The organism is Neosynechococcus sphagnicola sy1 (genome assembly GCF_000775285.1).
Taxonomy (GTDB): domain Bacteria; phylum Cyanobacteriota; class Cyanobacteriia; order Neosynechococcales; family Neosynechococcaceae; genus Neosynechococcus; species Neosynechococcus sphagnicola.
In genome coordinates this window covers 34,666-61,233 of sequence record NZ_JJML01000004.1, presented here as the reverse complement: position 1 = coordinate 61,233, position 26,568 = coordinate 34,666, and the positions used below count along the sequence as shown (strand labels likewise).

The 26,568-nt window shown below is 52.4% G+C and carries 22 protein-coding genes and 7 pseudogenes; 20 read left to right on the top strand and 9 right to left on the bottom strand.

All coding sequences use genetic code 11. The features are described 5' to 3' along the window. Positions 1 to 12 precede the first annotated feature (12 nt). From ccmA to DO97_RS02650, 3 genes are all read left to right on the top strand, one after another. Positions 13 to 861, top strand: a complete 849-nt coding sequence (ccmA, locus tag DO97_RS02660) for a heme ABC exporter ATP-binding protein CcmA (protein ID WP_193365049.1) — start codon at positions 13 to 15, stop codon at positions 859 to 861. A gap of 3 nt (positions 862 to 864) precedes the next feature. Then, positions 865 to 1,356, top strand: coding sequence for an SMC-Scp complex subunit ScpB (gene scpB / locus DO97_RS02655; RefSeq protein ID WP_036530933.1), 492 nt, complete (start codon positions 865 to 867; stop codon positions 1,354 to 1,356). Between the two features lie 208 nt (positions 1,357 to 1,564). Then, on the top strand, positions 1,565 to 1,930 hold the full coding sequence (locus tag DO97_RS02650) for a DUF760 domain-containing protein (RefSeq protein WP_036530931.1): 366 nt from the start codon (positions 1,565 to 1,567) through the stop codon (positions 1,928 to 1,930). Here DO97_RS02650 and DO97_RS02645 read toward each other — a convergent pair. The 5 genes and pseudogenes from DO97_RS02645 to DO97_RS23585 all read right to left on the bottom strand — a co-directional run bounded on the left by DO97_RS02645 (position 1,908) and on the right by DO97_RS23585 (position 6,289). Further along, positions 1,908 to 3,122 carry an HhoA/HhoB/HtrA family serine endopeptidase gene (locus tag DO97_RS02645; protein ID WP_036530930.1) on the bottom strand — a complete coding sequence of 405 codons (1,215 nt, stop codon included), beginning with the start codon at positions 3,120 to 3,122 and terminating at the stop codon, positions 1,908 to 1,910. The genes DO97_RS02650 and DO97_RS02645 overlap by 23 nt on opposite strands. A gap of 183 nt (positions 3,123 to 3,305) precedes the next feature. After that, positions 3,306 to 3,800: a peptide-methionine (R)-S-oxide reductase MsrB gene (gene msrB, locus DO97_RS02640; protein WP_036530928.1), complete on the bottom strand. Its 495-nt coding sequence runs from the start codon at positions 3,798 to 3,800 to the stop codon at positions 3,306 to 3,308. A gap of 3 nt (positions 3,801 to 3,803) precedes the next feature. After that, entirely contained in the window at positions 3,804 to 4,433 is a 630-nt protein-coding gene (locus DO97_RS02635; protein ID WP_036530926.1) for a uridine kinase family protein, read from the bottom strand. Positions 4,434 to 4,553: 120 nt separating this feature from the next. Further along, positions 4,554 to 6,115: pseudogene (locus DO97_RS02630) on the bottom strand (GMC oxidoreductase). Positions 6,116 to 6,136: 21 nt separating this feature from the next. Further along, positions 6,137 to 6,289 carry a hypothetical protein gene (locus DO97_RS23585; protein ID WP_156120400.1) on the bottom strand — a complete coding sequence of 51 codons (153 nt, stop codon included), beginning with the start codon at positions 6,287 to 6,289 and terminating at the stop codon, positions 6,137 to 6,139. Between the two features lie 401 nt (positions 6,290 to 6,690). On the opposite strand from DO97_RS23585, the pseudogene DO97_RS02625 reads away from it, so the two are divergent. The 5 genes and pseudogenes from DO97_RS02625 (at position 6,691) to DO97_RS02610 (ending at position 10,650) form a co-directional block, all read left to right on the top strand. Next, positions 6,691 to 7,489 (top strand): annotated as a pseudogene (locus tag DO97_RS02625) (SDR family NAD(P)-dependent oxidoreductase). An 80-nt stretch (positions 7,490 to 7,569) separates the two neighbouring features. Continuing rightward, positions 7,570 to 8,547 carry an FAD-binding oxidoreductase gene (locus tag DO97_RS02620; RefSeq protein ID WP_239651385.1) on the top strand — a complete coding sequence of 326 codons (978 nt, stop codon included), beginning with the start codon at positions 7,570 to 7,572 and terminating at the stop codon, positions 8,545 to 8,547. Continuing rightward, complete coding sequence (locus DO97_RS25710) at positions 8,486 to 8,914, top strand: 2Fe-2S iron-sulfur cluster-binding protein (protein ID WP_239651384.1); 429 nt, start codon at positions 8,486 to 8,488, stop codon at positions 8,912 to 8,914. The genes DO97_RS02620 and DO97_RS25710 overlap by 62 nt, the downstream gene beginning before the upstream one ends. 48 nt (positions 8,915 to 8,962) lie before the next feature. Beyond that, positions 8,963 to 9,574: a peptide-methionine (S)-S-oxide reductase MsrA gene (msrA, locus tag DO97_RS02615; protein ID WP_036530925.1), complete on the top strand. Its 612-nt coding sequence runs from the start codon at positions 8,963 to 8,965 to the stop codon at positions 9,572 to 9,574. A gap of 179 nt (positions 9,575 to 9,753) precedes the next feature. Beyond that, positions 9,754 to 10,650 (top strand): cyclase family protein, encoded by an 897-nt coding sequence (locus DO97_RS02610; RefSeq protein ID WP_081980593.1) that lies wholly within the window; start codon positions 9,754 to 9,756, stop codon positions 10,648 to 10,650. A 71-nt stretch (positions 10,651 to 10,721) separates the two neighbouring features. Here the strand turns inward: DO97_RS02610 and DO97_RS02605 are convergent, their stop codons facing one another. Continuing rightward, positions 10,722 to 11,921, bottom strand: coding sequence for a serine hydrolase domain-containing protein (locus DO97_RS02605; protein WP_052128302.1), 1,200 nt, complete (start codon positions 11,919 to 11,921; stop codon positions 10,722 to 10,724). Positions 11,922 to 12,184: 263 nt separating this feature from the next. Here DO97_RS02605 and DO97_RS30660 point away from each other — a divergent pair. The 10 genes and pseudogenes from DO97_RS30660 to DO97_RS30640 all read left to right on the top strand — a co-directional run bounded on the left by DO97_RS30660 (position 12,185) and on the right by DO97_RS30640 (position 23,631). Next, positions 12,185 to 12,397: pseudogene (locus DO97_RS30660) on the top strand (DUF2283 domain-containing protein). A gap of 360 nt (positions 12,398 to 12,757) precedes the next feature. After that, complete coding sequence (locus DO97_RS02595; RefSeq protein ID WP_052128301.1) at positions 12,758 to 12,961, top strand: hypothetical protein; 204 nt, start codon at positions 12,758 to 12,760, stop codon at positions 12,959 to 12,961. Between the two features lie 75 nt (positions 12,962 to 13,036). Then, positions 13,037 to 13,453, top strand: a complete 417-nt coding sequence (locus DO97_RS02590) for a type II toxin-antitoxin system VapC family toxin (protein ID WP_036530924.1) — start codon at positions 13,037 to 13,039, stop codon at positions 13,451 to 13,453. A gap of 911 nt (positions 13,454 to 14,364) precedes the next feature. Next, positions 14,365 to 15,930, top strand: a pseudogene (locus DO97_RS30655) (ferredoxin--nitrite reductase). A gap of 82 nt (positions 15,931 to 16,012) precedes the next feature. Next, positions 16,013 to 17,345 (top strand): annotated as a pseudogene (locus tag DO97_RS30650) (CmpA/NrtA family ABC transporter substrate-binding protein). Between the two features lie 35 nt (positions 17,346 to 17,380). Beyond that, positions 17,381 to 18,202 carry a nitrate ABC transporter permease gene (gene ntrB, locus DO97_RS02575; RefSeq protein WP_036530923.1) on the top strand — a complete coding sequence of 274 codons (822 nt, stop codon included), beginning with the start codon at positions 17,381 to 17,383 and terminating at the stop codon, positions 18,200 to 18,202. Between the two features lie 12 nt (positions 18,203 to 18,214). Beyond that, positions 18,215 to 20,219: pseudogene (locus DO97_RS30645) on the top strand (ABC transporter ATP-binding/substrate-binding protein). A 51-nt stretch (positions 20,220 to 20,270) separates the two neighbouring features. Then, entirely contained in the window at positions 20,271 to 21,101 is an 831-nt protein-coding gene (locus DO97_RS02565) for an ABC transporter ATP-binding protein (protein ID WP_036530922.1), read from the top strand. Between the two features lie 84 nt (positions 21,102 to 21,185). After that, positions 21,186 to 21,488, top strand: coding sequence for a DUF1830 domain-containing protein (locus DO97_RS02560; RefSeq protein ID WP_036530920.1), 303 nt, complete (start codon positions 21,186 to 21,188; stop codon positions 21,486 to 21,488). Between the two features lie 7 nt (positions 21,489 to 21,495). Further along, positions 21,496 to 23,631 (top strand): annotated as a pseudogene (locus DO97_RS30640) (molybdopterin oxidoreductase family protein). Positions 23,632 to 23,641: 10 nt separating this feature from the next. Here the strand turns inward: DO97_RS30640 and DO97_RS02550 are convergent. Beyond that, positions 23,642 to 24,010 (bottom strand): EamA family transporter, encoded by a 369-nt coding sequence (locus DO97_RS02550; protein ID WP_036530919.1) that lies wholly within the window; start codon positions 24,008 to 24,010, stop codon positions 23,642 to 23,644. A gap of 110 nt (positions 24,011 to 24,120) precedes the next feature. Between DO97_RS02550 and DO97_RS02545 the strand changes: the two genes are divergently transcribed. Continuing rightward, positions 24,121 to 24,849, top strand: coding sequence for a Mo-dependent nitrogenase C-terminal domain-containing protein (locus DO97_RS02545; RefSeq protein WP_036530917.1), 729 nt, complete (start codon positions 24,121 to 24,123; stop codon positions 24,847 to 24,849). Between the two features lie 18 nt (positions 24,850 to 24,867). Here the strand turns inward: DO97_RS02545 and DO97_RS02540 are convergent, their stop codons facing one another. Together DO97_RS02540 and psaK are read right to left on the bottom strand one after the other, a co-directional pair. Continuing rightward, the gene (locus DO97_RS02540; protein ID WP_036531015.1) at positions 24,868 to 25,248 is read right to left on the bottom strand and encodes a hypothetical protein; all 381 of its coding nucleotides are present in this window, start codon (positions 25,246 to 25,248) and stop codon (positions 24,868 to 24,870) included. 224 nt (positions 25,249 to 25,472) lie between these two features. Continuing rightward, complete coding sequence (psaK, locus tag DO97_RS02535; RefSeq protein ID WP_036530916.1) at positions 25,473 to 25,754, bottom strand: photosystem I reaction center subunit PsaK; 282 nt, start codon at positions 25,752 to 25,754, stop codon at positions 25,473 to 25,475. A gap of 125 nt (positions 25,755 to 25,879) precedes the next feature. Here psaK and DO97_RS02530 point away from each other — a divergent pair, with 125 nt between their 5' ends. Continuing rightward, positions 25,880 to 26,512, top strand: a complete 633-nt coding sequence (locus DO97_RS02530) for a phosphoribosylanthranilate isomerase (RefSeq protein ID WP_036530914.1) — start codon at positions 25,880 to 25,882, stop codon at positions 26,510 to 26,512. The last annotated feature ends 56 nt before the right edge of the window (positions 26,513 to 26,568 follow it).

Below are 26,568 nucleotides of genomic sequence, written 5' to 3'. Positions count from 1 at the left end.
TGCGAGGGATGGATGATTGCAGCGGTGACGCTTCGGAATGTTTACAAGACTTATCAACAACCTGTCGTCAACGATTTGTCCTTTAGCATCCCGGCAGGGGAAATGTTTGGCCTCCTAGGGCCAAACGGCGCTGGCAAAACCACAACCATCCGGATGTTGACCACCCTCACCCGTCCGACCCAGGGTCACCTGGAAGTTGCGGGCTACGATGTGGTGCAGCAGCGGTTGCAGGTCAAGCAACAGATTGGGGTGGTCTTGCAGCAAATCAGTGTGGACGGGGATCTCTCGGTCTGGGAAAATATGGAGTTCCATGGTCGGCTCCACCATCTTCCCAATCCCCAACGTCAGGAGCGGATTCACCAATGGCTGGAGTATGTCGAATTGGCAGATCGCCAGCAGTCCCCCGCCAAAACCCTGTCTGGGGGCATGAAACGACGGCTACAAATTGCCAGGGCGCTGTTGCATCAGCCCCAGGTTCTGTTTCTCGATGAACCCACCGTGGGGCTAGATCCCCAAACTCGTCGCCGCATCTGGGAAATCCTGCGAGATCTAAACCAGCAGGGGATGACGATGCTATTGACCACCCACTACATGGAAGAAGCCGAGTACCTGTGCGATCGCATTGGCATTATGGACGGCGGCAAACTTATTGCCCTGGGAACCCTACCGGAATTTCGCCTCAAACATGGGGCTGGATTGGTGATGAAACAGGCGGGTGAGCGTTGGGACTATCAATTCTTCCCCGATCTGGCCGAGGCCAATGCCTATTTGGATCAACAGCCCGATAAAACCGGGATGATGGTGCGACCGACAAACTTAGAAGATATCTTTGTAGAACTCACCGGACGTAGATTAGATTGAGCGATGTCTCACTTGTCGAGCACCATTGAAGCCATTTTGTACCTCAAAGGTCAGCCCCTCTCCATTGCGGAGATTGCCAAATATGCCGGGTGCGATCGCCCCACCATTGAAGAGGGGCTAATCGAATTGCTCACCGATTATGCCCATCGGGATACAGCTCTAGAAATTGTTGAAACCGAAGCAGGCTATGGTCTGCAACTCCGGGAAGCCTTTCAACCTTTGGTACAGGCCTTGATTCCAGTCAACTTAGGCGTTGGAACCCTCCGCACCCTAGCGGCGATCGCCCTTCGCGGCCCCATTGCCCAGCCCAACCTGGTGGAACTGCGTGGGTCAGGAGCCTACCAGCATGTTCAGGAGCTGGTCGAACTGGGATTTGTCCGCAAGCGCCGTCAGGTGGATGGGCGCTCCTATTGGCTCCAGGTCACCGATAAATTTCACCAGTACTTTCAGATTGATCAACTTCCCGAACCCTTAGATTTGGCTTCAGAGTCTTGATCCCAGGCGAGTTGAAGATAGCGCTCGTCAGACAGCTGAGAGCCTGGTTTCAGCCGCTCAAACATCTACTCTAAGAGACTGCCAGACACATCATGGCAAAAGGGTTTGTGACGTTGGCAACCTCCTCCAGAGAAATTTTACGTCCAGAAAGTTAATATTCTGGGGTGAGAAGTGTAACAATGGTTCGATTAAGGTATCCACAATCTCTATGGCCTTTAATCCTAATCATGCTGATTTTTGGAGTTCGAGTGAGGAACAGGCACAGGCCAACCCCCTGATCAGTTATCTGCGGCTCCAGTCTCCCGAGGCACTGGCAAAGGTTGCCAACTCCATCAGCCCCAATGTGAAAGAGATCATCTCCCAGAATGTGCAGGGACTAGTGGGGATGCTGCCCTCCGAACACTTTAACGTGCAAATTACCACCGATCGCGAAAGCTTGGTGGGATTACTAGCCTCAGCCATGATGACGGGTTATTTTCTCCGGCAAATGGAACAGCGGATGGAGCTAGAAGAAATTCTCACGGGTTCACTGACGTTGCCACCCTGCCCCCCTAAGGCTGATCCGAGGCACTAGCAGGGAACGCCCCCGGTCGCACCTGGAAGGTTTGAGATTTCCCCTGACGATTTACCACCAGTTCTAAGGATGCCCCCACAGCACTCGCCTCCACCTGTTGTTGAACATCGGCTGCTTTATGAATTGGTTGCTGGGCAATTTTTTCGATGATGTCACCGGGTTGCAAGCCTCCCTGATCTGCGGGGGAATTGGGCATAACCCGCACAATCAAGACTCCTTGGCTGAGGTTAATGGGAGCCTTGAGCCGGCCACTCTGATTCAGATCTTTCTGGATTGCTGGCGTTAGATCAACCATTTGAATCCCCAGGTAAGGATGTTCCACTTTGCCCTTGGCAAACAGTTGTTGGGCAATCCGTGCTGCTGTTTCAATGGGGATGGCAAACCCCAAGCCCTGGGCATCGGCACGAATCGCTGTATTCACCCCAATCACTTCCCCTTGGGCATTCAGCAGTGGTCCCCCGGAATTCCCTGGATTGATCGCTGCATCGGTTTGAATAAAGCTGACGCGCTTATCGGGAGCCCCCACTTCGGAACTGCTACGGCCAGTGGCGCTAATGATCCCTGCGGTGACCGTATTGTCTAATCCCAAGGGATTGCCGATGGCGATCGCCCATTGTCCGGGTTCCAGACGATCGGATCGACCTAACTGTACGGTTGGCAATCCGGTGGCAGCCAGTTTGATCACCCCGACATCGGTGATAGGATCAACCCCTACCACCTTTCCCGTAAAGATGCGGCCATCCTTGAGGGTGACTTCCACGGTCTCAGCCCCACTTACAACATGGGCATTGGTCAAGATCTGACCATCGGCGGTCAAAATAAAGCCCGAGCCAATCCCCCGCTCCAGCCGCTCCTCTGGAACGGGGGAGTCATCCCCAAAAAACCGCCGCAACATGGGATTCCGCAGTCCCTCAGGCACCTGGCTCGTCACCCGACGGGCAGCATCAATACGAACAACCGCTGGCCCGACCTTTTGTACCGCTGCGGCAATAAAGTTAGAAGCCTCTGATGCCATCGGTAAGGCCGAGGTTCGGGCCACCATGGGTTGGGAAGCCTGCTGAGATGAGGGAGGCAGGGCAATGGGAATGGTCGCCAGTGGTTGCCGTAAATAGAGGCTGCCGGCCCATCCGGCACCCCCGCCGATCGCCAACAAAACAAGAGACGTGAGGAATTGCTTGCCAGGGAAACGCATAGTGTATCAGCCGCAAAAGATCAAGCAGATAGTTGAGGGTGCCACTGCTAATCTAACAAAAACGTGCCTGAAGGAAGATCTTCAGTCCTGAGCGCAGCTATGAACCACCAATGCCTGGAGGCGAAGACCATTGGGTGGGTATCTACGTTCGATGCAGTTTACCTTTGGCGATGCCTAAGGACTCTAAGCGGGAATGAATTTTAGGGCAACACCATTCATGCAATAGCGTTTTCCAGTTGGTTGAGGCCCATCATCAAATACATGTCCCAAATGTCCACCACAGCGATTGCAATGTACCTCAATTCGGGTGGCAAAAAATGACTTATCTACCGAGGTGCCGATCGCCCCTGCCAGGGGGGCATAAAAACTAGGCCAACCGGTACCACTGTTGAACTTGGTTGCAGAAGCAAACAGGGGCAGACTACACCCGGCACAGTGATAAGTGCCTTTGCCGAATTGATGATCGAGGGGACTGCTGCCCGCCCGTTCTGTTCCATGTTTCCGTAGCACTTCAAACTGTTCTGGGGTTAAAATTTTCCGCCACTCTGCTTCAGTTTTGGTGATGGAAAACGGCCCCTTTTTAGTTGTCATGGCGTTTGCCTGCCGGGACAGATGGGGAGATAACCAGGCTGAACCAACCATTGCCGCACCAGCCGTTAAGAAATGTCTTTTTTTCATGATTCACCTCGGATCATTCATGTAAATAGCATCGACTGACGCTTTGGGATCATCCACCGCTAGATGCAGTCGCTCGGCGGGGAAGTAAATAGTGTGGTAGGCATGGATAATGGCTTCCGGGGATAAATCCTCCTGATTGCGCTGGAGTGCTCTCTCTAGGGCTGTCTCAAAGGAACACTCAACCCACACGGTTAGATCATAGTGGTGGCGCAGCGATCGCTTGAGTAGAAAGATGCCTTCTAGGACAATCACATCCACATCTTGAAAATCATAGGTTTGGGTGAAGGGAGTGCCAAATTCTCCCGTCAATGTGGTTTTCAGATGAATGGATCGATGCTGCTTTAGGGGATGGATTAACTGTTGGAACAGGTCTTCAAATACAAACGCATGGTGATAAAAATGCTCTCCAGGATTTTCTGGGTTAAACCGCTGCTCTGGGAGAGCAAGCCACGGGTCAATGTTAATAGCGATCGCCTTCACACCCTGCTGATTTATTTCACTGACTAATTTTTGGGTAATGTAACCTTTTCCCGAGCCATCAATGCCACTGACAGCGACCAGCACACTTTTATCTGTGGAAATTTCGGCACGTTTGTTGAGAATTTTGAGAACCAGATCAGTCAAGTCGGTCATGTCTACCTCCTCCAGATTGGAAAAATTGCCATGGCTGCGATCGCTTGAGTAGGGTCTTAAATCAAGAATGTATGATCAACCGCGCTCCATCCTAACGGAGGAAAAAACTTGGCAGCAGGTTCATGCCATTCTCTCTATTAAGTGATCACCAACTCGGAGAGCATTGGCAATAATCGTCAATGTTGGGTTGACCGCCGCACTGGAGCGGAAGAAACTACCATCTACCACGTAGAGGTTATCTACGTCATGAGTTCGGCAGTTGAGATCCAGCACCGAGGTTTCGGGGTCGTCTCCAAACCGACAGGTGCCACACTGGTGCGCTACCCCCTGCAATGGCAACTTTTTCTTGAAATAGAAGGAACAGGGAAGAATTTGTTCGCCACAATCAATTGATTTCAAAACCTGTGTCCAGCGATGCAGCAGACGATCGTAGGCTTCGGTGTTGTTTTCGGAATATTGAAGCTGAATTGCATCGCCCTGCAAACAAACTCGATTATGAGGATCAGGTAAATCTTCCGTCGTTAACCACCAATCCACCGAGTGATTCGCCATCACCGTAAAGGCAKTTTTTTCTTGGAAGGAGATACCAGCGATCGCGGGAGATTCCATGGCAATCATGTCTGCATTAACCTTACCCAAGAGCTGCACATGACCCATCGGGTATTCAAATCCGGCCTCACCCCAATAAAAGTCATTCACCCCCATGGTTTTTTGAAACACAGTTGGATTCAGTTTTTTGCTGATGCCAATAATGGCTCCGTTTTGATGTTTCATCAAATTACGCCCCACCTGGTCGGAACGGTTTGCCAATCCATGGGGATGTTGATCATTGGCAGATCGCAATAGTAATGCCGCTGAGTTAATGGCACCACAGGCTACCACCACAATATCTGCAGAAAACTGCCGCCGTTCCCCAGCAATTTCTGCTTCCACAGCGGATACCTCTCGGCCAGACTCACTGGTGTGAAGACGCAACACCCTGGCTTCTGTGATTAATGTCAGATTATCAAAGGTCTCGGCTGGACGGATACAGGTAATATCCGCATCAGCCTTAGCATCCACCAGGCAAGGAAACCCATCGCAGGTATTGCAGCGAATACAGGCACTGAGGCGACGATTCACTTCATTGAGTTTGATGGCCAATGGGAGATAAAACGGGTGTAAGCCTTTGGCCTGAAGGGCATCATGAACTTCTTGGATGCGCGGCTCGTGGCTGATGGCGGGATGGGGATAGTCTCCCGTTCGCGGGGGGGGTCAGTGGGATCGACCCCATGCTCCCCGATGGACTGCATAGAGCTGCTCAGCCTGGGTGTAGTAGGGCTCAAAGTCACCATACCTCAGGGGCCACTCTGGGGAAATCCCCCCCTTATGAACCACCTGCGTAAAATCTCGTTCGCGCCAACGAAACAAGGCACCGCCAGTACACGTTTGGTATTGCCACCGACAAAGTAACCAACTCCCGGATGAATTTCATGACCGTTTTGATCATGCCAGACCTCCTTGGTGTGATAGCGGTCTTGTTGCACCACTGCCACTGTGTCCCAGTTGGCCTTTTCCCTGGGCAGAAACGACCCGCGCTCCAGTACCAGAATTTTCTTGCCGGTGGGGGCGAGTCGGTGGGCAAGGGTGCTGCCACCAGCCCCAGTGCCAATGATGATGATGTCGTAAGCATTGCTCGTCATGGCTGTACGTGATACCTGAATTTACCTTGAAGACAGGACGGACTCAGATTGCAGGCGATCGCCGACCTGTGATGCATTCGCTGGGATGCCCAGGGTTGGATTCACCACACCATTGGAACCAAGGAAGTTGCGATCAAAGGTCTTCCTGGGTGAGGGGTGTTGTGGTTCCTTCACCCTTCTGAATCAATACCCTCTCTGCAATTAGTGCAATTGACTCTCTAAAGTATCGACGCTGAATCCTAGGGTTGGCTAAGTAAGGGATTAATTCTGCTGAGTCTGGAATTAAGAATCGATGAGAGAAAAATGTCAGCAGAGGAGTAAAGTTTTCGTCAATTCTTAAATTTTGCTAAGAACTTCATAAGGATTTCCTCGCCAAAATATCAGGGTTCTGAGATTAACTCCTCACCCTACCATCATCTGCGAAGGTATTTCCCAAGCGAGAATACTTTCATCGGTGTTTGATTGTACATTTAAGGCATCCTGGATCACGAAGGACAACCAAGTTCCGTCAGGGTGTCATGTTTTTCCCATTAATTCACCTCCCAGTCAACTGAGAAAGGGATCGGAGAGTATTTATGAAGCTTGCAGGTAAGGTCGCTCTGGTGACAGGCAGCAGTCAAGGTATCGGGCAGGGAATTGTGCTCCGACTGGCTCAAGAAGGAGCCGATGTCGTGATTAACTACCGCTCTCACCCAGAAGGGGCAGAGGAAACACTAGCCAAGGTGCAGGCGACGGGTGGCAGTTGCTACACAGCGCTTTGTCCTCATTCTCAGGGACACACGATCCAAGCGAACTTAGGCAGTGTGGATGAGGTGAAACGACTGATTGCAGAGAGTATTGAGCACTTTGGCAAGCTGGATATCCTGGTGAATAACGCTGGGATTGAAAAACATGCTCCTTTCTGGGAAGTTGCAGAAGCAGATTATGATGCCGTGATGAATGTCAATCTCAAGGGGGTCTTTTTTGCCACCCAAGCTTTTGTACAACATCTGATTGCCACCCAGCGAACCGGAAAGATCATCAACATCAGCTCAGTTCATGAGGAACTCCCCTTCCCCAACTTCACGGCCTACTGTGTCAGTAACGGGGGGGATGAAAATGATGACTCGCAACCTGGCGGTTGAGTTGGGTGCATTAGGAATCACGATTAATAATGTGGCACCCGGAGCCATTGAGACACCTATTAATACCAAGCTATTAAACGATCCTCAGAAACTAGGTGCGCTGTTAACCAACATTCCCCTGGGGCGTCTGGGTCAACCCCAGGATGTGGCTTCCCTGGTGGCATTCCTGGCTTCCACTGATGCCGACTACGTTACAGGCAGCACCTTTTTTGTAGATGGTGGGCTGCTCTGGAATTATCAGGAACAATAGCGGTCAACCCTCTACCTCACCGCGATCGCTTGCAGTTGCAGACGATGCCATGAATTTCACCGCTAGAGAGGAAGTTGGCAATGCTCGAAGAGATCAGACAAATTCAAAACCCCCTCGTTAGAAGTGTGACGGCAGCCAGTGCAGCATTTGCCATGGCGACGATTGTCTCTGGTGCGGCAGTCGGTCTGGTCAATCCGCAAGATAGGGCGATGGTTGGGGTTTATGCCTCCTTGATTGGCTCAGGCTGTGGTGCGATCGCGGGGGTAGTTTCTGGGAAGAAAGGAAGTAAAACAGAACCTATAACAGGCGGCAATCTCAGCCAAGCCCCAACGCAGCCGCGCACCGAGGGCAAGACCTGGCAAGATTGGCGAAATTTCGTCGTCATGCGGAAGGTTAAAGAGAGTGAGGAGATTACCTCTTTTTACCTGCAGCCAGAAGATCGCGGCGTAATTCCCAACTTTCAACCAGGTCAGTTTTTAACCATCAAACTAGAGATTCCCGGACGACCTCAACCCGTCATTCGGACTTACTCCTTATCAGATTACCCTGAGCCCTGTGAATACTATCGCCTTTCGATCAAGCGGGAGCTGGCACCTAAAGGCTTAGAAGTCCCCCCTGGGGCTGCTTCTAACTTTATGCACGATCAGATTCAGGTTGGTTCTATCATTCCAGCGAAGCCCCCGAGTGGGAAATTTGTCCTCAATGTTCAGCAATCGAACCCGGTGGTGCTGATTAGCAATGGTGTGGGGATTACGCCCATGATCAGCATGGCAAGAGCCTGTAGTCGTCTCAATCCCCAACGACAGATCTGGTTTTTGCATGGAGCCCGAGATGGTCAATACCACGCATTTCGAGATCAGGTGATGGCAGTTGCCCAACAGAATGCCAACCTCCACCTGCATTTTGCCTACAGTCGCCCCCGCCCTGAGGATGCAGGTTTTTACCACAGCATGGGGTATGTCGATACGGCGTTGGTTGAGTCATTAGTGAGCAAGGATGCGGAGTTTTTCCTCTGTGGTTCTCCACCCGTTTTTGCGATCGCTGATGGAGGGGCTTAAGGGATGGGGGGTGCCTGAAAGTCGCATTTTCTTTGAAGCATTTGGACAGAGCATGAAGGCAACGCTTGAGAAGCCACCTGCTGTGCCCACCGCTGCTGTAGAAACGGTAACAGCGGAGATTACCTTTACGAAAACCAGTCAAACCCTGACCTGGAATCAGAATAGTGGCAGCATTCTGGAGTTTGCAGAAGCCCATGATCTTCATCCCGACTATAGTTGTCGCCAGGGCATCTGTGGTACTTGTATGTGCAAGATTCAGGAAGGTGCTGTTGAGTATCTACAACCCCCGACGGCGGAGATCGCGGCAGGTTCAGTGCTGATTTGTATTTCTCAACCCAAGACCGCCAAGATTGTTCTCGAACTTTAAATACCTCGCTAGTAACTAACAGCCCAGAAACATGGGTGCAAAATCATCATGACCATAAAACGCAGATTCCTATTGGGTCTTTTACTTGGATATACGTTGCTAGGGGGTTGGAACACGTCGGCTTCTGCCAATCAGCTGGCGGAGGCAACCTTTGCTGGTGGGTGTTTTTGGTGCATGGAAAAGCCCTTTGATCAGCTGCCAGGTGTCCTATCTACAACGGTTGGCTACACCGGAGGCACCACTGTCAATCCCACCTATAAGCAAGTTTCCTCCGGGACAACGGGACATGCTGAAGCTGTGCAAATAGTTTATGACCCGGCCAAAATTAGCTACGAACGGTTGCTTGATGTGTTTTGGCATAATGTTGATCCTTTGGATGCCGGAGGGCAATTTTGCGATCGCGGCAGCCAATACCGCAGCAGCATCTTTTATCACTCAGACGCACAGCGCAAGCTAGCAGAGAAATCTAAACAAGCATTAGTAACTTCGGGTCGATTTTCCCAGCCAATCGCCACCCAAATTGTCCCCGCAGGTAAGTTCTATGCTGCTGAAGGGTATCATCAAAATTTCTACCAGACAAATTCGATCAAATATAACTTTTATCGGTTTACCTGCGGTCGTGATCAGCGTCTTACCGAACGCTGGGGAAGTTCCCACTGAAGCAGAGAGCCAGCGGCAAAGTAATCCGTCTCCTGAATAGCCATAGGGTTCAGAGCAGAGGTTGCTTGAACCCTACTCAGTTCTTCCCTAGAATTAAATAGTCCTGGGCACTGAAACCAGAGACTTTTTTACATTTTAGTAGTAGAAAAAAGTTGATAAAAAGATTCAGACTTTTAGGAATGATCACCTTCTTTTGCCTGATCATTTCTTGTTCGCTAGCCCTTGCCCAGCCAAAACCTCAACCACCCCTATGGCAAGTCTATCAACAGTCCTTAAAATCAGCGAAATACGTTGACCTCACCCATACCATTACACCGACTATCCCCGTATGGACTGGTTTTGCAGCCGCTAAATTTTCGCCGACGACTGACCCTAAAACCAGCAAAATTTACACCTACTCCGCCGATGGTTTCGAGGCTACCCATTACGATCTGCCCACTGACCAGCTAGGAACGCAACTCGATCCGCCTGCCCACTGGAATCCTGACTATCCTGCCATCGACGAATTGCCACCCACATTTGCAGTGCGGCCCTTAGTGGTCATTCCGATTCAGGACAAAGTAGCGCAAGATCCCAACTATCACTTGCAAGTACAGGACATTGTGAACTGGGAAAAACAGCATGGCCGAATTCCTCAAGGTTCAGTCGTTTTTGTGCGATCCGATTGGTCGAAGGAATGGCCCAATCCAGCCCTGGCAACCCGCACGAAGTTTCCGGGTGTTTCGCTCGGGGCATTGAAATTTCTGCATCTAGAGCGGGAAATTCTGTTTCATGGACATGAACCCCTGGACACAGATAGTACTCCCACGCTGGAAGGAGAAGCCTGGTTACTCAAGAACGGTTACACCCAAGCAGAAGGCGTTGCCAACCTTGATCAAGTCCCTGAAACGGGCGCATTGGTGGTGATTGGATATCCCAAATTTCAAGGCGGTCTAGGGGGATATGCCCGCTATATTGCCATCTGTCCCCCCAGTTGGAAATATGGAGTTTCAGTCGGGCAACTACCCGAATCTCCCCTTCCTCAAGCGGCCAAACCCCTCCATTGGGATCAACAACTCGGTATGCGGGTGCGATGAGATCTACGGAGTGGATCAATGCTGTAACAATCATTCCAGGATGCAGTTCCCTCTCATCAACCTGATACGGGTCAGCGTCTGGGCTTGACCGTCAACACGGGGGTGTCACTGGGATGTTTTCTGGGGTGAGCACTGACGTGATCACCCGCCACAGCGCCTGGGCAGGGGGTTTTCTGGTTGGCACAGATATCAGAATTTGCCATGATCACCATCGTGGTGTCCTTCTCTGGCAAGTGAAACATGACGGTATTGTAGCCCGGTAGGCTGCCTGTATGTCCCAACCACCCTTGGTTGTAAACGATTCCTATCCCATACCTATAGTATTGAGTATTCGGCGGTAACGTTGCCCAGGTGAGCCGATATTGCTGCGTTGCGCTAGAAATTAGCCCTTTACCAGTGGCGATCGCCCCGGCATAAATTTTGAGATCCTCCAGGGTCGAGATCAGGTTACCCGTGCCCCAAGCCCAACTGGGGTTCCAGAAGCTAGCATCTCCTTGCTGACCGTCCAGCGTTTGTTCCGTATATCCGTGGGTATAGGGTGTGGGCAGGGTTGCTGTCGTCGGGAAAATTGTATGGCGTAGCCCTAAAGGTGTAAAAATCTGTTCCTGAAACACCTGCTGTAGCGGCTTTCTCGCCACCCGCTCCACCACCATCGCCAGCAGGACAGTGTTGGTGTTATTGTACTCCCATTTACTCCCCGGTGCAGCTTGTGGCCCATGGGTAAAGGCAATCTCAACTAGCTCACGAGGCTTCCATACCCGTGATGGATTACTTTTTAATTGATATTGGAAGTCTGGATCAAAGGTATAGGAATAAAGCCCGCTGGTCATATTCGCCAGCATCTCCAGGGTAATCTTCTCTCCGTTAGGGACGAAGGGCAGGTATTTCCCCACCGGGTCTTGAAGACTCAACTGTTGCAGCTCAGCCAATTGCAGGATAGCAGTGATCGTCGTGGTTTTGGTGACGCTGCCGATGCGAAAGTGATTGTCTAGCTGCATTGGAGTTTGCGTCCTTCGATCGCTGATGCCTTTTGCTGCCAGCCATCGGCCCTGCCCCGGCATCCACACCCCGATGATGGCACCAGGAATGTTGTCGCTGTTGAGTCTGCGATCGACCGCCTCGTTTAGCCGTCTTTGAATCTCAGGCGCAAAGTCAGCATCAGTCTGATTGCTGCTGAGACGCTGGGTTGCTTGATAGTCTTGAAAGTACAGAGAGGCTCCGACAGCGCCTAACCCCAACAGGAGCGATCGCCGATTCACTGATGCATGCATAGCTGATACCCACCCCGAGAGACTGATTGCCATTCATTGTCCCTTGGGGAAGACTGCCCAGCAAAGCTGGTGGCTTGATGAATGTGATCGCCCCAAAAGGTCGGGTGTCCTTTTCGTCTGAGCAAAGCTGATTCCCAAGTTTACTTGTTTTATCGTGATGATGGCGCGAAGCGTTGGGTTTGTGCCGTGGTAAAACGCTTAAATGGAGAAGGGTTTCTGATCACATCCTATCGAACCAGTGCAATTAAAAAAGGAGAGATTTTATGGCAGAAGTAAAAGTATTTTATGACTGTACAGGTAACACACTTGTCGTCTGATTTGGCAACCCTCAAGATGAGGTTGAAGCAGAAGAAACCGGCGACAAAGTGATTTTGATGAAAGATCAACAGGGTCAGGTGATTGGTTTTGAAAAACTCAACTTTTTACCCCCTTCTGATAGTCCTGTACGCATTGCCTTTGAAACAGTAGCTCTCTAAATCCCCAGTGTTCATGCCCGTGAGCTGAGAGGATGTTTTAAAAGTCTTTCAGGGTGTGTTTCACCACCCTAGCTACCTAGAAGCTAATACGAGAGAATCAGGGTTCCAGGGTTTGCGATCGCGCCTCTGAGTTGTATTTGAGGCTAAAGCCTACCCTTTTAAAACATCCTCTGAGGGCGACGATTAAAGTCGTCACTGCCAACCTTTTACCTTTTTACTTTTGCCTTAATGGTGATGGCGTCGCTGCTGCAAGAGTTTAAGGGCAAGGTGGATTTGATTTATATTGATCCGTCGTTCGATTTGGGCGCGGATTTTTCGATGACTGTGGCGGTTTCTCACAGTTAACATAGGAATGAACTCATGAATACTAAAGATCACCTAATCCAAGAAATTAACCAAGCACCAGAATTTTTGCTTCAGGAGGTGCTAAATTTCTTTCTGTTTCTTAAGCTCAGACTTTCTCAGAGATCTTTTTCCAATTCATCAATTAGCTCAGCGCAGACTAACCCCGAGCTATTTTTTTTAGCAGAAAGCGCAGGAAATCAGCCAGCAGCTATTCCATGATCAGACAGTAGAATTACCCGCTGATTTTGCCAAAAATCTGGATCACTTCTTGTATGGTGTACCAAAAACAGACGCATGAAAACAATATTTGCCGATAAGGGCTACTGGATTGCACTCCTTTACCCTAATGATGATTTACATAAAAATGCAACTCAATTAACCATCGAGATTATGCCCACTAAAATTGTCACTACCGAGTTGATTTTTGCTGAGTTGCTCAATGTGTTGTCGCGGCGTGGCGCACAATTTAGGCAGGCTGCTGTTCGCCTGATCGATTCTGTGCTAGAGGATCCAAAATTAGAAGTCATTCCCCAGACAACACAGTTATTTAGTGATGCGTTGCGCCTCTATGATCAACGTCCTGACCAATCATGGAGTCATACTAACTGTGCTTCATTTTGCATCATGCGGGAACAGGCAATGTTGGAAGCTCTAGCCTATGTTCGGCATTTTGAGAAAGCTGGTTTTGTTGCATTGCTGCATAATGACTAAGGAAAATTCCCCATAACTCAACGGCACCACAAAAATTGGTGGCGTATTTGAGGCCTTGCATACCCAGTTGAGATTTCAGGGCAGACGTAAATTCCTGGAAACCGTCACGCGAATCAATGACTTTCGCAATACTTACATTGCCCAACAGGAAAAAGAGCTAACCGATAGAAATATAGCTGAGCAAGAACTAAAAATTTGGATTGAGGCATTGCACATGCTTGGAAAGTAATCGAATGTACTTGCCAAGCGGGATAACAAATCGTTGGCGTAGCCTCTCCGTAGGAGTTAGGAGCCGACCTCCGAGAGGTTATCTGTGAGAGTCAGAAGTGATCTGCAGCGGATCATCTCAATCGTTGGGCGATCTCTCTCCAAATGCCGCCTGGATTCCCCAAGAAAAGTGGGATGCGCTAATGTCAGAACCACACCAGAGCTTTTTGCTGCTTTGTCCCAATTTTGTGATGGTATTGCTCTCTCCTTCAGATTCCTGGAAGCAAGGACAGGCAAAGACACAAGAATATTGAGTGCATGGTTGTCGCCTCGGCTGGCTATATAGATCTCAAGGGCAAGCGAATAGCGGTTTATCGACCTAGACAGCCCATAGAAGTGCTGACAGCCCCGGAATATCTATCAAGAGAAGAGGTCTTACCTAATTTTCTTGTGGATGTTCAGTTTCTGTCAGATGACACACACTTCACGAAGGTTAAAAGTTCTGAGGGCTGCCGACCCTGGGGAAAGTCCTATTGTTATGCCAAAGCTGCATGCACATTATGCATAAAAGTCATTAATTAGCAATATTTTGTAACCATAGATACGAATCTTTACGGCTGTCCCACCTACCTTGGCTTCATTAGGACTGCAACAAGGGTATTCGTTTCCCTGCCAGCAATCCAGCACGATTCAAAGGTAAGTCTATGGTTGGCACGGCTCCGGCGGCAGCAACACTCAACAAATTTGAAAAGCTCAAAGCCGAAAAGGATGGTTTAGCCGTCAAGGCTGAGTTGGCACAATTTGCTCAAATGGGCTGGCAAGCCATGGATGAGACCGATCGCGACCATCGACTCAAGTGGTTGGGGGTGTTTTTCCGACCCGTGACCCCCGGTAAGTTCATGCTGAGAATGCGAATTCCCAATGGAATTTTGACCAGCGGCCAGATGCGGGTGTTAGCCGAGGTGGTGCAGCGATATGGCGACGAGGGAAATGCGGACATTACCACCCGGCAAAATCTGCAATTGCGGGGGATTCGTTTAGAAGATATTCCTGATATTTTTCAGCGCTTTCAGCAGGCAGGGCTAACGAGCATGCAATCGGGGATGGATAATGTCCGCAACATTACGGGGTCACCCGTTGCTGGCATTGATGCGGACGAACTAATTGATACCCGAGGACTGATCCGCAAAGTCCAGGACATGATTACCAATAATGGGGATGGCAACCCCTCATTTACCAATCTGCCCCGCAAGTTCAATATTGCGATCGCCGGCTGCCGAGACAACTCGGTTCATGCGGAAATTAACGACCTCGCCTTTGTCCCCGCCTATAAACAGGACACCCTGGGATTCAATGTCTGGGTCGGTGGGTTTTTTCTCTGCCAAACGCTGTGATCCAGCCATTCCCATGAACGTTTGGGTAGATCCTCGAGATGTTGTGACACTCTGTGAAGCAATTCTGATTGTCTATCGTAACCATGGGCTGCGGGCGAATCGTCAGAAAGCACGACTGATGTGGCTGATTGATGAATGGGGACTGGAAAAATTCCGAGCTGCCGTTGAGCAGCATCTGGGGCATCCCTTACAAACCGCTGCTCCCAAGGACGAAATTCTTTGGGACAAGCGAGATCACATTGGCATTCATGCCCAGAAACAGCCGGGACTCAACTATGTTGGGTTACACGTGCCCGTGGGACGGCTCTATGCCGCGGATCTGTTTGATTTAGCCCGGATTGCGGAAGTCTTTGGCAGCGGCGAGATTCGCCTCACCGTTGAACAAAACGTGATTATCTCCAATGTCCCGGACTCGCGCTTGGCTCCCATGCTCAAGGAACCCTTATTACAGCGGTTCTCCGTCAGTCCCACGCCCCTCATGCGTAGTCTGGTTTCTTGCACGGGCAGTCAATTCTGCAACTTTGCCCTGACTTGAAACCCAAAAATCGTGCCTTGGCTTTGATCCAAGAGCTAGAAGCGGAACTGCATACCCCTCGTCCGGTGAGGATTCACTGGACAGGTTGCCCCAACTCCTGCGGTCAACCCCAAGTTGCTGACATCGGACTCATGGGCACCAAGACTCGCAAGGACGGTCAGACCTTGGAAGCCGTAGACATTTACATGGGAGGCAAGGTGGGCAAAGAAGCGGCCCTGGGTTCCTGTGTGATCAAGGCTGTCCCCTGTGATGAGTTGCAACCCGTGCTCCGGGATCTGCTGATCCAACACTTTGATGCCAAGCCGCGCCCCTCGACAGCAGGGGGGATAACAGGAGACTAGTCTAGCTCCAGCAGAGCGGCTCCGACCATCATCGTCATCAACCCTACTTTAAAACTCCTGAGGAACTGAGGAACTTCGATTCATGTCGCAACTCTCCCGACGCAAATTCATGATTACCGCTGGTGCAACCACTGCTGCCACCCTGCTGATCCACGGCTGTACCTCCGGCTCCAATTCCACCCCTGCTACCAGTCCTAACTCTACTCCTACAGCCTCACCCGTGGCTGGCACCGCCGATACCCCCGAAATCGCCACCGCTCGCTTAGGGTTCATTGCCCTCACCGACTCTGCCCCTCTCATCATTGCCAAGGAGAAGGGCTATTTCGAGAAATACGGCATGACAGGGGTTGAAGTCGTGAAGCAGACCTCCTGGGCCACGACCCGCGACAACCTGGAGTTGGGTTCCGAGGGATCGGGCATTGATGGGGCTCATATTCTATCCCCCATGCCCTACCTGATGGCAGAGGGCAAGATAACCAAGGGGAACAAGAAAATCCCCATGTACATCCTGGCACGGCTAAACGTCAATGGACAGGCGATTTCGGTTGCCAATACCTACAAAGATCTGAAGTTGGGTCTTAAGAGTGACCCCCCTCAAGGAATCCTTTGCCAAGGCCAAAGCCAGTGGCAAAGAGGTGAAATGTGCGGTTACCTTTCCCGGCGGCACCCACGATCTATGGATGCGCTACTGGTTGGCCGCAGGGGGGATTGTGCCCAAGCAGGATGTCGACATTATTGTGGTACCACCGCCCCAGATGGTCACCAATATGAAGGAAGGCAACATGGAAGCCTTCTGTGTCGGGGAACCCTGGAATGCCCAACTGGTAAACCAGCAACTGGGCTATACCGCCCTGACCACGGGTGAGTTATGGAACAATCATCCCGAGAAAGCCTTCGCCATGCGCGGAGAGTGGGTGGATAAGTATCCGAAAGCAGCCAAGGCGCTGTTAATGGCGATTCAAGAAGCCCAAATCTGGTGCGACAAACTGGAAAATAAGGCTGAGATGGCAGCGATTGTCTCCAAGCGGGAATGGTTCAAGGCACCCGCCAAGGATATTCTGCCTCGGGCTGAAGGGAAGTTTGACTACGGCGATGGCCGCGTGGTTGAGCATAGCCCCTACCTGATGAAGTTCTGGTCAGACAATGCCTCCTATCCCTATAAGAGTCATGATCTCTGGTTCTTAACCGAAGATATTCGCTGGGGTTATTTACCCCCTGAACTAGACACGAAAAAGCTGGTGGATACGGTTAATCGGGAAGATGTGTGGCAAGCAGCGGCGAAGGCCATCGGCCAAACGGCTGCCATTCCCAGCAGTAGCTCTCGAGGAGTGGAAACCTTCTTCGATGGGGTGAAATTTGACCCGGAGAATCCCCAAGCCTACCTCAACAGCCTCAAGATTAAGGCGATCGCCTAGCCCGATTTGCACAGCCCACCAAGAGAGAAACACCCATGACCGCAAGACTCAGCAGGGGGAACTGGTTACCTGCATTTTTCACCCAACTTCAAAAGCGACCGCAGAAAATTGTGGCTCCGCTGGTTGCCCTCGCCGTATTTTTGCTGTTGTGGCAACTGTTGTCCATGATGGGCAAAGCCACCCTCCCCGGACCGTTTCAGGTGTGGGAGGACACCCAAGAGTTAATCTTTCATCCCTTTCTCAATGAAGGTGGGGATAAAGGGCTGGGTTGGCAAACCCTGGCCAGCTTGCAACGGGTGGCCGTCGGTTATTCTCTAGCAGCGGTGGTGGGCATTGCCCTGGGGATTTTGGTGGGTGCCAGTCGCCTGATGTACGACGGTCTCGACCCCCTGTTTCAGGTGCTACGCACCGTGCCGCCCCTGGCCTGGTTGCCCATTGCCCTCGCCGTCTTCCGCAACTCTGAGCCAGCGGGACTGTTTGTGATTTTCATTACCGCCATCTGGCCGATTATTTTCAACACCGCGGTGGGGGTGCAGCAAATCCCCCAGGACTACCGCAATGTTGCCAAGGTTTTGCGCCTCTCGGGACAGGAATACTTCTTGGATATTTTGTTGCCCTCCATCGTTCCCTACATGTTTACCGGATTACGTCTGGGTATTGGGTTAGCCTGGTTGGCAATTGTTGCTGCTGAGATGCTCCGGGGGGATACGGGCATTGGCTTTTTTATCTGGAATGCCTACAACAGTAGCAATAATAGCGAGGTGATTCTGGCGCTGATCTACATTGGCGTAGTGGGCTTTTTACTGGATAAGCTGGTGGGTTTCGTGGCTAGTTTCGTTGCTGCTGAAGACAAGTAGGAGCATTCATCCATGTCTACATATGTCGAGATTGACCACGTTGATAAAGTTTTCCCCCTGCCCAAGGGCGATCGCTACATTGCCCTCAAGAATATCGATTTAAAAATCCAACGGGGAGAGTTTGTTTCCCTGATCGGGCACTCGGGCTGCGGTAAGTCCACCCTACTCAACATTCTGGCTGGTTTGGAACGCCCTTCCCAGGGCGGAGTGATTCTAGAGGGACGGCAGGTCACCCGACCTGGCCCTGATCGCATGGTGGTGTTTCAGAACTACTCCCTGCTGCCCTGGTTAACGGTCTACCAAAACATTGCCCTCGGGGTGAACAAGGTGCTGAAGCAGTTGCCTGCCGGAGAGCGACGGCTGATCATCCAGCACCACATTGATATGGTGGGGTTACGGGCTGCGGCTCACAAAAAGCCCCGAGAACTGTCAGGGGGCATGAAGCAACGGGTGGCGATCGCCCGAGCCTTGGCCCTGCGACCGAAAGTCCTGCTGTTGGACGAACCCTTTGGAGCCTTGGATGCCCTAACCCGGGGTAACCTGCAGGAACAGTTGATGCAGGTCTGCCAAGAAAGTCAGGTCACCTGTGTGATGGTCACCCACGATGTAGACGAGGCGCTGTTGCTTTCCGATCGCATTGTGATGATGACCAATGGCCCCGAAGCCCATATTGGTCAAATTTTAGAGGTGCCAATTCCCCGGCCCCGCGCCCGCATGGAGGTGGTCAACCATCCTAATTACTATGGGCTGCGGAATGAGATTATTTATTTTCTCAACCAGCAAAAGCGAGACAAGAAGCGCAGGAGTAGCCGGAAAATTGTGGCGATCGCTGGCAATGGTTTAGAGAAGGTCAACTTGGACATTGGCTTCATTCCCTTAACCGATTGTGCTCCCCTAGTGGTTGCCAAAGAAATGGGCTTTTTTCCAGAAGCACGGTCTCGCAGCCGTCAATCTCTGCCGCGAACCCAGTTGGAAAGCGATCGCCCAGGGGATTCGCAGTCAGCGTCTCGATGCAGCCCATATGGTTGCCGGGATGCCCTTGAGCATCACCCTCGGGTTAGGAGGGGAAACACCGCTGCCGATAGTCTCCGCCCTAGTGTTAGCCCGTAACGGCAACGCGATCACCCTCAGTCGCCAGCTTTACGACCAAGGGGTGAGATCCCTGAGGAGCCTCAAATCCGCCCTGATGGCTACCCCCGATCGGGTACCCACCTTTGGGGTTGTTCATCCAGATTCGATGCATAACTTGATGCTGCGCTACTGGCTGGCAGCGGGGGGAATCGACCCTGACCGGGACGTCAATTTGACCGTGATTGCCCCACCTCAGATGGTTGCCAATCTCAAGGCCGGAAATATTGATGGCTATTGCGTGGGTGAACCTTGGAACTCTCGAGCCGTGCAAGAACACTTGGGGTTTGTGGTGGCTACCGATCTGGACATCTGGCCCTCCCATCCTGAGAAAATCCTTGGACTGCGGGAAGATTGGATTCAGCAGCATCCCCAAACCCATCTTGCCCTGGTGCGGGCGTTGCTGGAAGCTTGTGAATATTGCGATGATCGCCGCCATCGCCCGGAAATTCTAGGGTTATTAGCCCAGCCTCAGTACGTGGGCGTCGATGCCCGCTACCTTGCCCCCGGTTTGCTTGACCCCTATGACACGGGCATCGGGGAGCCGATCCAGATGCTGCGTTTCAATCAGTTCTACGTCGATCACAGCACCTGTCCAGGGCGAGCCGAGGGGCTGTGGATTCTCACCCAGCTGGCCCGATGGGGCATGACCCCTTTCCCGAAAAACTGGGTGGAGATCCTGGAGCGGAACCGCCGCGTGGATCTCTACGGTGAAGCGGCTCGACAGTTGGGCTTACCCGATGCCGAACCCGACCGGGATCCCTTCCAACTTTTTGATGGAGTGGTCTTTGATCCCAACGATCCCATCGGATATCTCCAGAGTCTGCCCCTGAATCGTCCGATTCAGGTGGCCGAAATCATTCTCGATCCCCTCACTCCCGCCGCCTAAATCTGCATGACTGATTCGGCACCTTCTTCCGCCCTTCCCCCCTCTGAAGCGATGCAAACCCTTTCTCAGCTCCAGCCCTCCCCTGCTGCCCGCAACCGTGACCCCTTTCTGGTGATCGATCAGGTCTCGAAGGTTTATCCCACCGCCAACGGGCCTTTCACGGTGCTGGAAGACGTGAACCTGACGGTCTACGAAGGCGAGTTTGTCTGCGTCATTGGGCACTCAGGCTGTGGTAAAACCACCCTCCTGGATATGATTTCGGGCTTCCGGAAGCCCAGCAGTGGCGAGGTGCGTCTCCAGGGACGACGGATTACCCGACCGGGCCCCGATCGCATGGTGGTATTCCAGAACTATTCCCTACTGCCCTGGAAAACGGCGTTTGAAAATATTTATCTGGCCGTCCGAGCCGTCTATCCCGAAAAAACTACCGCCGAAAAACGCGCGATCGCTACGGAGTATCTCAACTTAGTGGGCTTGGAAGAAGCAGCCCATAAGCGCCCCAAAGCACTTTCTGGGGGGATGAAGCAACGGGTGGCGATCGCCCGTGCCCTAGCAATCTGCCCCCAGGTGCTAATTCTAGATGAACCCTTTGGAGCCTTGGATGCGATTACCAAGGAAGAACTCCAGGAAGAACTGCTGAAGATCTGGCACAACCATCAAGTCACGGTGATGATGATTACCCACGACATTGATGAAGCCCTATTTTTAGCCGATCGGATTGTGATGATGACCAATGGCCCCCAGGCCCAAATTGGGGAAATTTTGGAGATCCCCTTTCCCCGTCCCCGCGATCGCAGTCAATTGCTGGAAGACCCAGCCTATTACACCCTCCGTAACCATGCCTTAGATTTCCTCTTCAGTCGCCATGCCCTCAACCCCTAGGGTCATTCCCCACGGGTAACCCCCGTCAGCGTTGATCCCTGCCACTGCACTTTCACCTGTCGCTCCTCACCCCCCTCCTTCCCTATGTCTCAGACCTTTACGCCCCCCCTGCCCCGCTTCACGGATGGAATTCTCTGTTACTACGAGAATGTCACCACAGAAGTGCAACTAGCATCTATCGTCAACATTCCCAACTGGCATTTCCAGCGCATCGTTTTTCCCAGGGAACGGTTGCTCTTGGAGGTACCCGCCGATGCCCTCTTGGACGTTTATGGCGCCACGGAAGACAGTCAAGAGACCCTTTTAGAGCAAATTCCCTGTCAGCGCTTACAAGTGAGGGAAGAAAATCCCAGCGGAGATGGCTGGGAATCCACCCAGACGGGATGACTCAACCATGACCGTGACCCGAACCCTTTGCCCTTACTGTGGGGTTGGCTGTGGTTTAGAAGCCCTCCCTGCCCCTGGCAAGTCAACTTCCCCAGACGCTGCTTCTCATACCTGGATCGTGCGCGGCGATCGCGCCCATCCCTCCAGCCATGGCATGGTGTGTGTCAAAGGGGCAACCGTGGCGGAGTCCATGGGCAAAGACCAACTCCTCCATCCCATGCTCCGGCAGCGGTTGGATCAACCGTTTCAGCGGGTGAGTTGGGAGACTGCTCTGGAACACATCTGCGATCGCATCCGTACCGTCCAACAGACTCAGGGAGCCGATGCCCTTTGTATGTATGGCTCTGGACAATTCGTCACCGAGGACTACTACACCGCTCAAAAGCTGATGAAGGGCTGTCTCGGCACCAATAACTTTGATGCCAACTCCCGCCTGTGTATGTCCTCGGCGGTATCGGGCTATGTCCAGAGTTTTGGGGCCGATGGCCCCCCCTGCTGCTACGACGATCTGGATCTCACCGATTGTGCCTTCATTATTGGCAGCAATGCCGCAGAATGCCATCCGATTCTCTTTAATCGCCTCCGCAAGCATCACAAACGCCATCCCCACGTCAAACTCATCGTCGTCGATCCCCGTCGTACTCCAACCGCCGAGGTCGCGGATGTGCATTTGGCAATTCGTCCCGGCACCGACATTGATCTGCTCAATGGCATTGCCTATCTGCTCCTGCACTGGGGCTACGATCGCCCTGAATTTATTCAACACCACACCACAAACTTTGCTGCCTGTGCAGCGGTGGTGCAGCACTATACCCCCTGAAATCACGGCGCAGAAATGCGGCATCAGCATTGCCGATCTCGAACAAACCGCTCGCTATTCGGGGGGAATCCCAGCGAGTCCTCTCCCTCTGGTCCATGGGTATCAACCAGTCTCGGGAAGGGACTGCGAAAGTTCGCACCTTGATTAATCTGCACCTGATGACGGCGCAGATTGGTAAGCCCGGAGCGGGGCCGTTTTTCACTGACGGGCCAGCCCAATGCCATGGGGGGCGGGAAGCGGGGGGGCTGTCTCACCTCTTACCGGGTTATCGGTCGGTCAAAGATCCACAGCACCGGGCAGAAGTTGAGCAGTTTTGGGGGCTGCCCCCCGGACAAATTTCCCCCTATCCGGGGCGAACTGCCTGGGAGATGATTCTGGGTCTGGAAACGGGAGCCGTGGGCTTACTCTGGATCGCCGCCACGAATCCGGTGGTCAGTCTCCCCGATCTAGCGCGGACCAAGGCGGCGCTGCGGCAGTCTGCATTCACCATCTATCAAGAAGCCTACTATCCCACCGAAACCTCTGCCTACGCCCATGTGCTTTTGCCCGCAACCCAGTGGAGCGAGAAAACGGGAACCATGACCAACTCCGAGCGCCGCGTCACTCTCTGCCCTGCCTTTCAAGCCCCCTGCGGCGAAGATCGGGAGGATTGGGCGAGTTTTTGCCGACGTCGGACGGCGGCTCGGGTTTGGAGAGCAGTTCCCCTTTGAATCGGCAGCGGATGTCCATGCTGAGTTTGTCCAACTCACCCGTGGGCGTCCCTGCGACATGACCGGGATCAGTCACCAGCGACTACGGGAGGTCGGGCCGTTACAGTGGCCCTGTCCAGAGGGCGAACCCCTGGATTTGTCACCGAAACGTCTCTACACCGATTGCCAGTTCCAGACCCCCGATGGTCGGGCTAAATTCGCCGCCTATCACTCCCGAGGGTTGGCAGAACCCCCCGATCCGGAGTACCCCTGGGTGTTAACAACGGGTAGGCTCTACGGTCACTGGCATACCCAAACCCGCACCGGGCGTATTGATAAAATCCGGCAAATGCATCCAGCGCCCTTTATTGAAATTCATCCCCGTGATGCTGCGACCCTCCAGATTCAACCTGGGGACTTGGTAAAGGTTCAGTCTCGCCGGGGTTATGCGCAATTCCCGGCCAAGGTGACTGCGGCGATCGCCCCTGGCACTGTATTTGTGCCCATGCATTGGGGAGAACTTTGGGCTGAACAGGCGGAAGCCAATGCGCTTACCCATGCCGAGTCCTGTCCTGATTCGGGGCAACCAGAGCTGAAAGCCTGCGCCGTGCAGCTGCGATCCGCCCTGAGCTGAACCCGAGGGGTTAACTTTTCCAGACCACTAGCACCACGCCGCCCACAATTAATCCCAGTCCGAAGACACGACTGAGGGGGACGGGTTCGCGAAAGATCAGAAATCCAATCATCACCGAGAACACATAAACCAGGGCAATGGAAGGGGCGGCGACGCTAAGCTTGACCCGGGTGAGCAGCAAAATGTAGGCAAAGGCTCCCAAGCCATAGCAGGTCAGACCCGCTAGGAGTTCAGGAGTGGTGACAATACTCACGAGGTGGCTGATAATATTCGTGGAATTGACCTTTCCCAGACGTAGTGCCCCTGCCTTTAAGAAAAACTGCCCTGCCACACTCATCAGGATCGACATTAGTAATAGTGCAAGCTCTCGCAGGGTCACAAGGCAATCCTTCCATATCGCAGGTTCAGCTTTCCAGTTTACCGTTAGTTCACGGTGGTATCTCGGATAGGGGAAACTGGTATAGATGAGGAATTATTCTGACTAGCATTATGACGAGCGTCGTGAAACCTTCCTACAGCGATGAACAGATCGTGGCCTGGCTCCGGGGACTGCTGGCGATCGCCTGGGCCGATGGCAACTTCAATCCTGAAGAACAGCAGTTCATAGCCTCCCTCACCCACGGGGAACTGGCCGCCCGGACTGATTTAGAGAGATTGCAACCGATTACTGCCACCGAACTTGCCACAGCTCTAGGGCCTGAAAGCAACATCCGCGAAAACTTCTTAAGAACAGCGGTCATGGTAGCTGTGGCAGACGGCCTTTACTCCAGCCGTGAAGATCAGGTATTGCACCAGTTGGCAACGGCACTGGAACAAAAGCCAGAGGCACTGGAGGCGCTACGCCTCACCCTGTGTGTGCCGGATGAGGCAGATCCAGTGAATGCCGGAGAGGATAGCGAAAGCGCCAACCTCTTGGCTCGCCAACGCCTGGTAGCGGTAGACCCCCATGCAGACACCAAACCCGATCTGCTACATCCGGTAAGAGACTGGCTGGATCAACTGGAGATTCAGGATCCACGGGTGGCTCGTTTCCTCTGCAAGATGATCCCGTCCCAGTGTCCCTTTGAGCGAGATATCAACCTCTTCGGGCATAAAGTCGTCCATATCCCCCCCCTGTGTAAGCTGAATCCGCTCTATGAACAGCTCGTGTTTCTGCGATTCCGAGCCTTATCCTATCTGGCCGATGATTGCCAGGAAGATGTTTCAACTTACTGTTAGGAACGAGATTGCCCAGGGTCAATCCTCTAGGCGCTGAGCTGTCACCTCCACTGCCTGTACATCAATGGTTCCAGGTGGCGTCAGCCGCACAAACTGTCCTGATTCCACCTTCAGAGACTCTTGGCAATTGGGGCATTGGAATTGGGTACGGTTCAACCCCGTCAATTCAAACTGGCAGATGGGGCATTCACCTTGAACCAGATTGCGCTGGAGCCACCAACGAAACCCGAAAAAGGCTAGGACGGGAGCGATGAAAATCAAGCCCAGCAAAATCAACACAGAGTTCACCAGCCAGCCCAAGCCGACGGCTCCCAGAAGCCAGAGAATTCCGAGGAAGGTGAGCCAAAAACCCACACCGGATAGGTTGAGTTGTAATAGCTTAGTGCTATAGGGGTTCACAATCGCCTCCTGCAAAATCGATCGCTTGGGTAACCTCCATTTTGACACCCTCCCACTTCTTTGGGGGTGGGATTCCTAAACCGGATAATTTAGGTTGTTTAAATCTCTCTGGTGGTTCCTTCCAGTTCATCCAACCAGGACACCTAAATCAACCGAGAGGTAACCGATGCAACTTCTCGGTTGAGAGGATGAACGGATGTTCTGAATCTACTGAAGGACGATTTTTAGAGCATTCCAGCGTTCGTCAGCCCTAAAATAACACCCGCTCCTAACACATGGCCGAGGCTCACGGTTGCCAGAAGTTCGGGTAGGCCAAAACGCTTCCACAGTGCCGGAACTTTGCCCGGTAGGGATAGCCCTGCTTCCCCGGCGTTTTGAATGGCAAAGCGACCGACCGCGATCGCGAACAAGTTACAGCCAATCATCACCACTCCAACGCCCACGGACCAGTCAGCCAGACGACCCGTTGTATGTTGGGCAACCCCTAGTAACGTCGAGTCAAGCACGTTTTTTCTCCCGGATTTCAAACAGTAGTTACAAACACCTAGAATTATAAAAAGCACCTGGATCGGATGTGGTGCTTTGTTTTAAGAGTTAACATCCTCCGGTGCGTTGTATCGGGAGATCCAGAATGCGGGTAAAAATCTGCGGCATTACCAAACCAGACCAAGGACGGGCGATCGCCGAACTAGGAGCCACGGCACTGGGATTCATCTGTGTTCCGGGATCTCCTCGCTATGTGTCTCCCCAGCAAATTCGGGAGGTGGTCAATTGCCTGCCCCAAGGGCAAACACCAGACCGGATTGGGGTATTTGTCGATGCCAACCTGACGGTGATTTGCCAGACGGCAATTACTGCTGGACTCACCGGAATACAACTCCACGGTCAGGAGTCCCCTAATTTTTGTCAGCAATTGCGGCAGATGCTGCCTGGGATGGAACTAATTAAGGCACTGCGAGTTCAGACCTTGACAACCCTGCACCAAGGGAGTGCTTATCAAGACTGGATTGACACCCTGCTCTTGGATGCCTATCATCCCCAACGACTGGGGGGCACCGGACAGATCCTCGACTGGCAGCAGCTTCAGGATTACTCCCCGCCCCTGCCTTGGTTCTTGGCGGGCGGTCTCACCCCAGATAATGTGCTGGCAGCCTTGGGTCAGCTAAAACCCAATGGCATTGACCTCTCCAGCGGGGTAGAGCGCAGCCCTGGCGATAAGGATTTAGATCGGGTGGCGCGGCTGTTTGAGCAGTTGCGCCCATAGAGGAATGCGGTGGCCTGTCCAGCACTAGATATAAACAAACCCCCAGACATGCAGGG

Coding starts and splice junctions, on each gene's coding strand:
- ccmA (WP_193365049.1), top strand. CDS start 13: ATGATTGCAGCGGTGACGCTTCGGAATGTTTACAAGACTTATCAACAA.
- scpB (WP_036530933.1), top strand. CDS start 865: ATGTCTCACTTGTCGAGCACCATTGAAGCCATTTTGTACCTCAAAGGT.
- DO97_RS02650 (WP_036530931.1), top strand. CDS start 1,565: ATGGCCTTTAATCCTAATCATGCTGATTTTTGGAGTTCGAGTGAGGAA.
- DO97_RS02645 (WP_036530930.1), bottom strand. CDS start 3,122: ATGCGTTTCCCTGGCAAGCAATTCCTCACGTCTCTTGTTTTGTTGGCG.
- msrB (WP_036530928.1), bottom strand. CDS start 3,800: ATGAAAAAAAGACATTTCTTAACGGCTGGTGCGGCAATGGTTGGTTCA.
- DO97_RS02635 (WP_036530926.1), bottom strand. CDS start 4,433: ATGACCGACTTGACTGATCTGGTTCTCAAAATTCTCAACAAACGTGCC.
- DO97_RS02620 (WP_239651385.1), top strand. CDS start 7,570: ATGCTCGAAGAGATCAGACAAATTCAAAACCCCCTCGTTAGAAGTGTG.
- DO97_RS25710 (WP_239651384.1), top strand. CDS start 8,486: ATGCGGAGTTTTTCCTCTGTGGTTCTCCACCCGTTTTTGCGATCGCTG.
- msrA (WP_036530925.1), top strand. CDS start 8,963: ATGACCATAAAACGCAGATTCCTATTGGGTCTTTTACTTGGATATACG.
- DO97_RS02610 (WP_081980593.1), top strand. CDS start 9,754: ATGATCACCTTCTTTTGCCTGATCATTTCTTGTTCGCTAGCCCTTGCC.
- DO97_RS02605 (WP_052128302.1), bottom strand. CDS start 11,921: ATGCATGCATCAGTGAATCGGCGATCGCTCCTGTTGGGGTTAGGCGCT.
- DO97_RS02595 (WP_052128301.1), top strand. CDS start 12,758: ATGAATACTAAAGATCACCTAATCCAAGAAATTAACCAAGCACCAGAA.
- DO97_RS02590 (WP_036530924.1), top strand. CDS start 13,037: ATGAAAACAATATTTGCCGATAAGGGCTACTGGATTGCACTCCTTTAC.
- ntrB (WP_036530923.1), top strand. CDS start 17,381: ATGACCGCAAGACTCAGCAGGGGGAACTGGTTACCTGCATTTTTCACC.
- DO97_RS02565 (WP_036530922.1), top strand. CDS start 20,271: ATGCAAACCCTTTCTCAGCTCCAGCCCTCCCCTGCTGCCCGCAACCGT.
- DO97_RS02560 (WP_036530920.1), top strand. CDS start 21,186: ATGTCTCAGACCTTTACGCCCCCCCTGCCCCGCTTCACGGATGGAATT.
- DO97_RS02545 (WP_036530917.1), top strand. CDS start 24,121: ATGACGAGCGTCGTGAAACCTTCCTACAGCGATGAACAGATCGTGGCC.
- DO97_RS02530 (WP_036530914.1), top strand. CDS start 25,880: ATGCGGGTAAAAATCTGCGGCATTACCAAACCAGACCAAGGACGGGCG.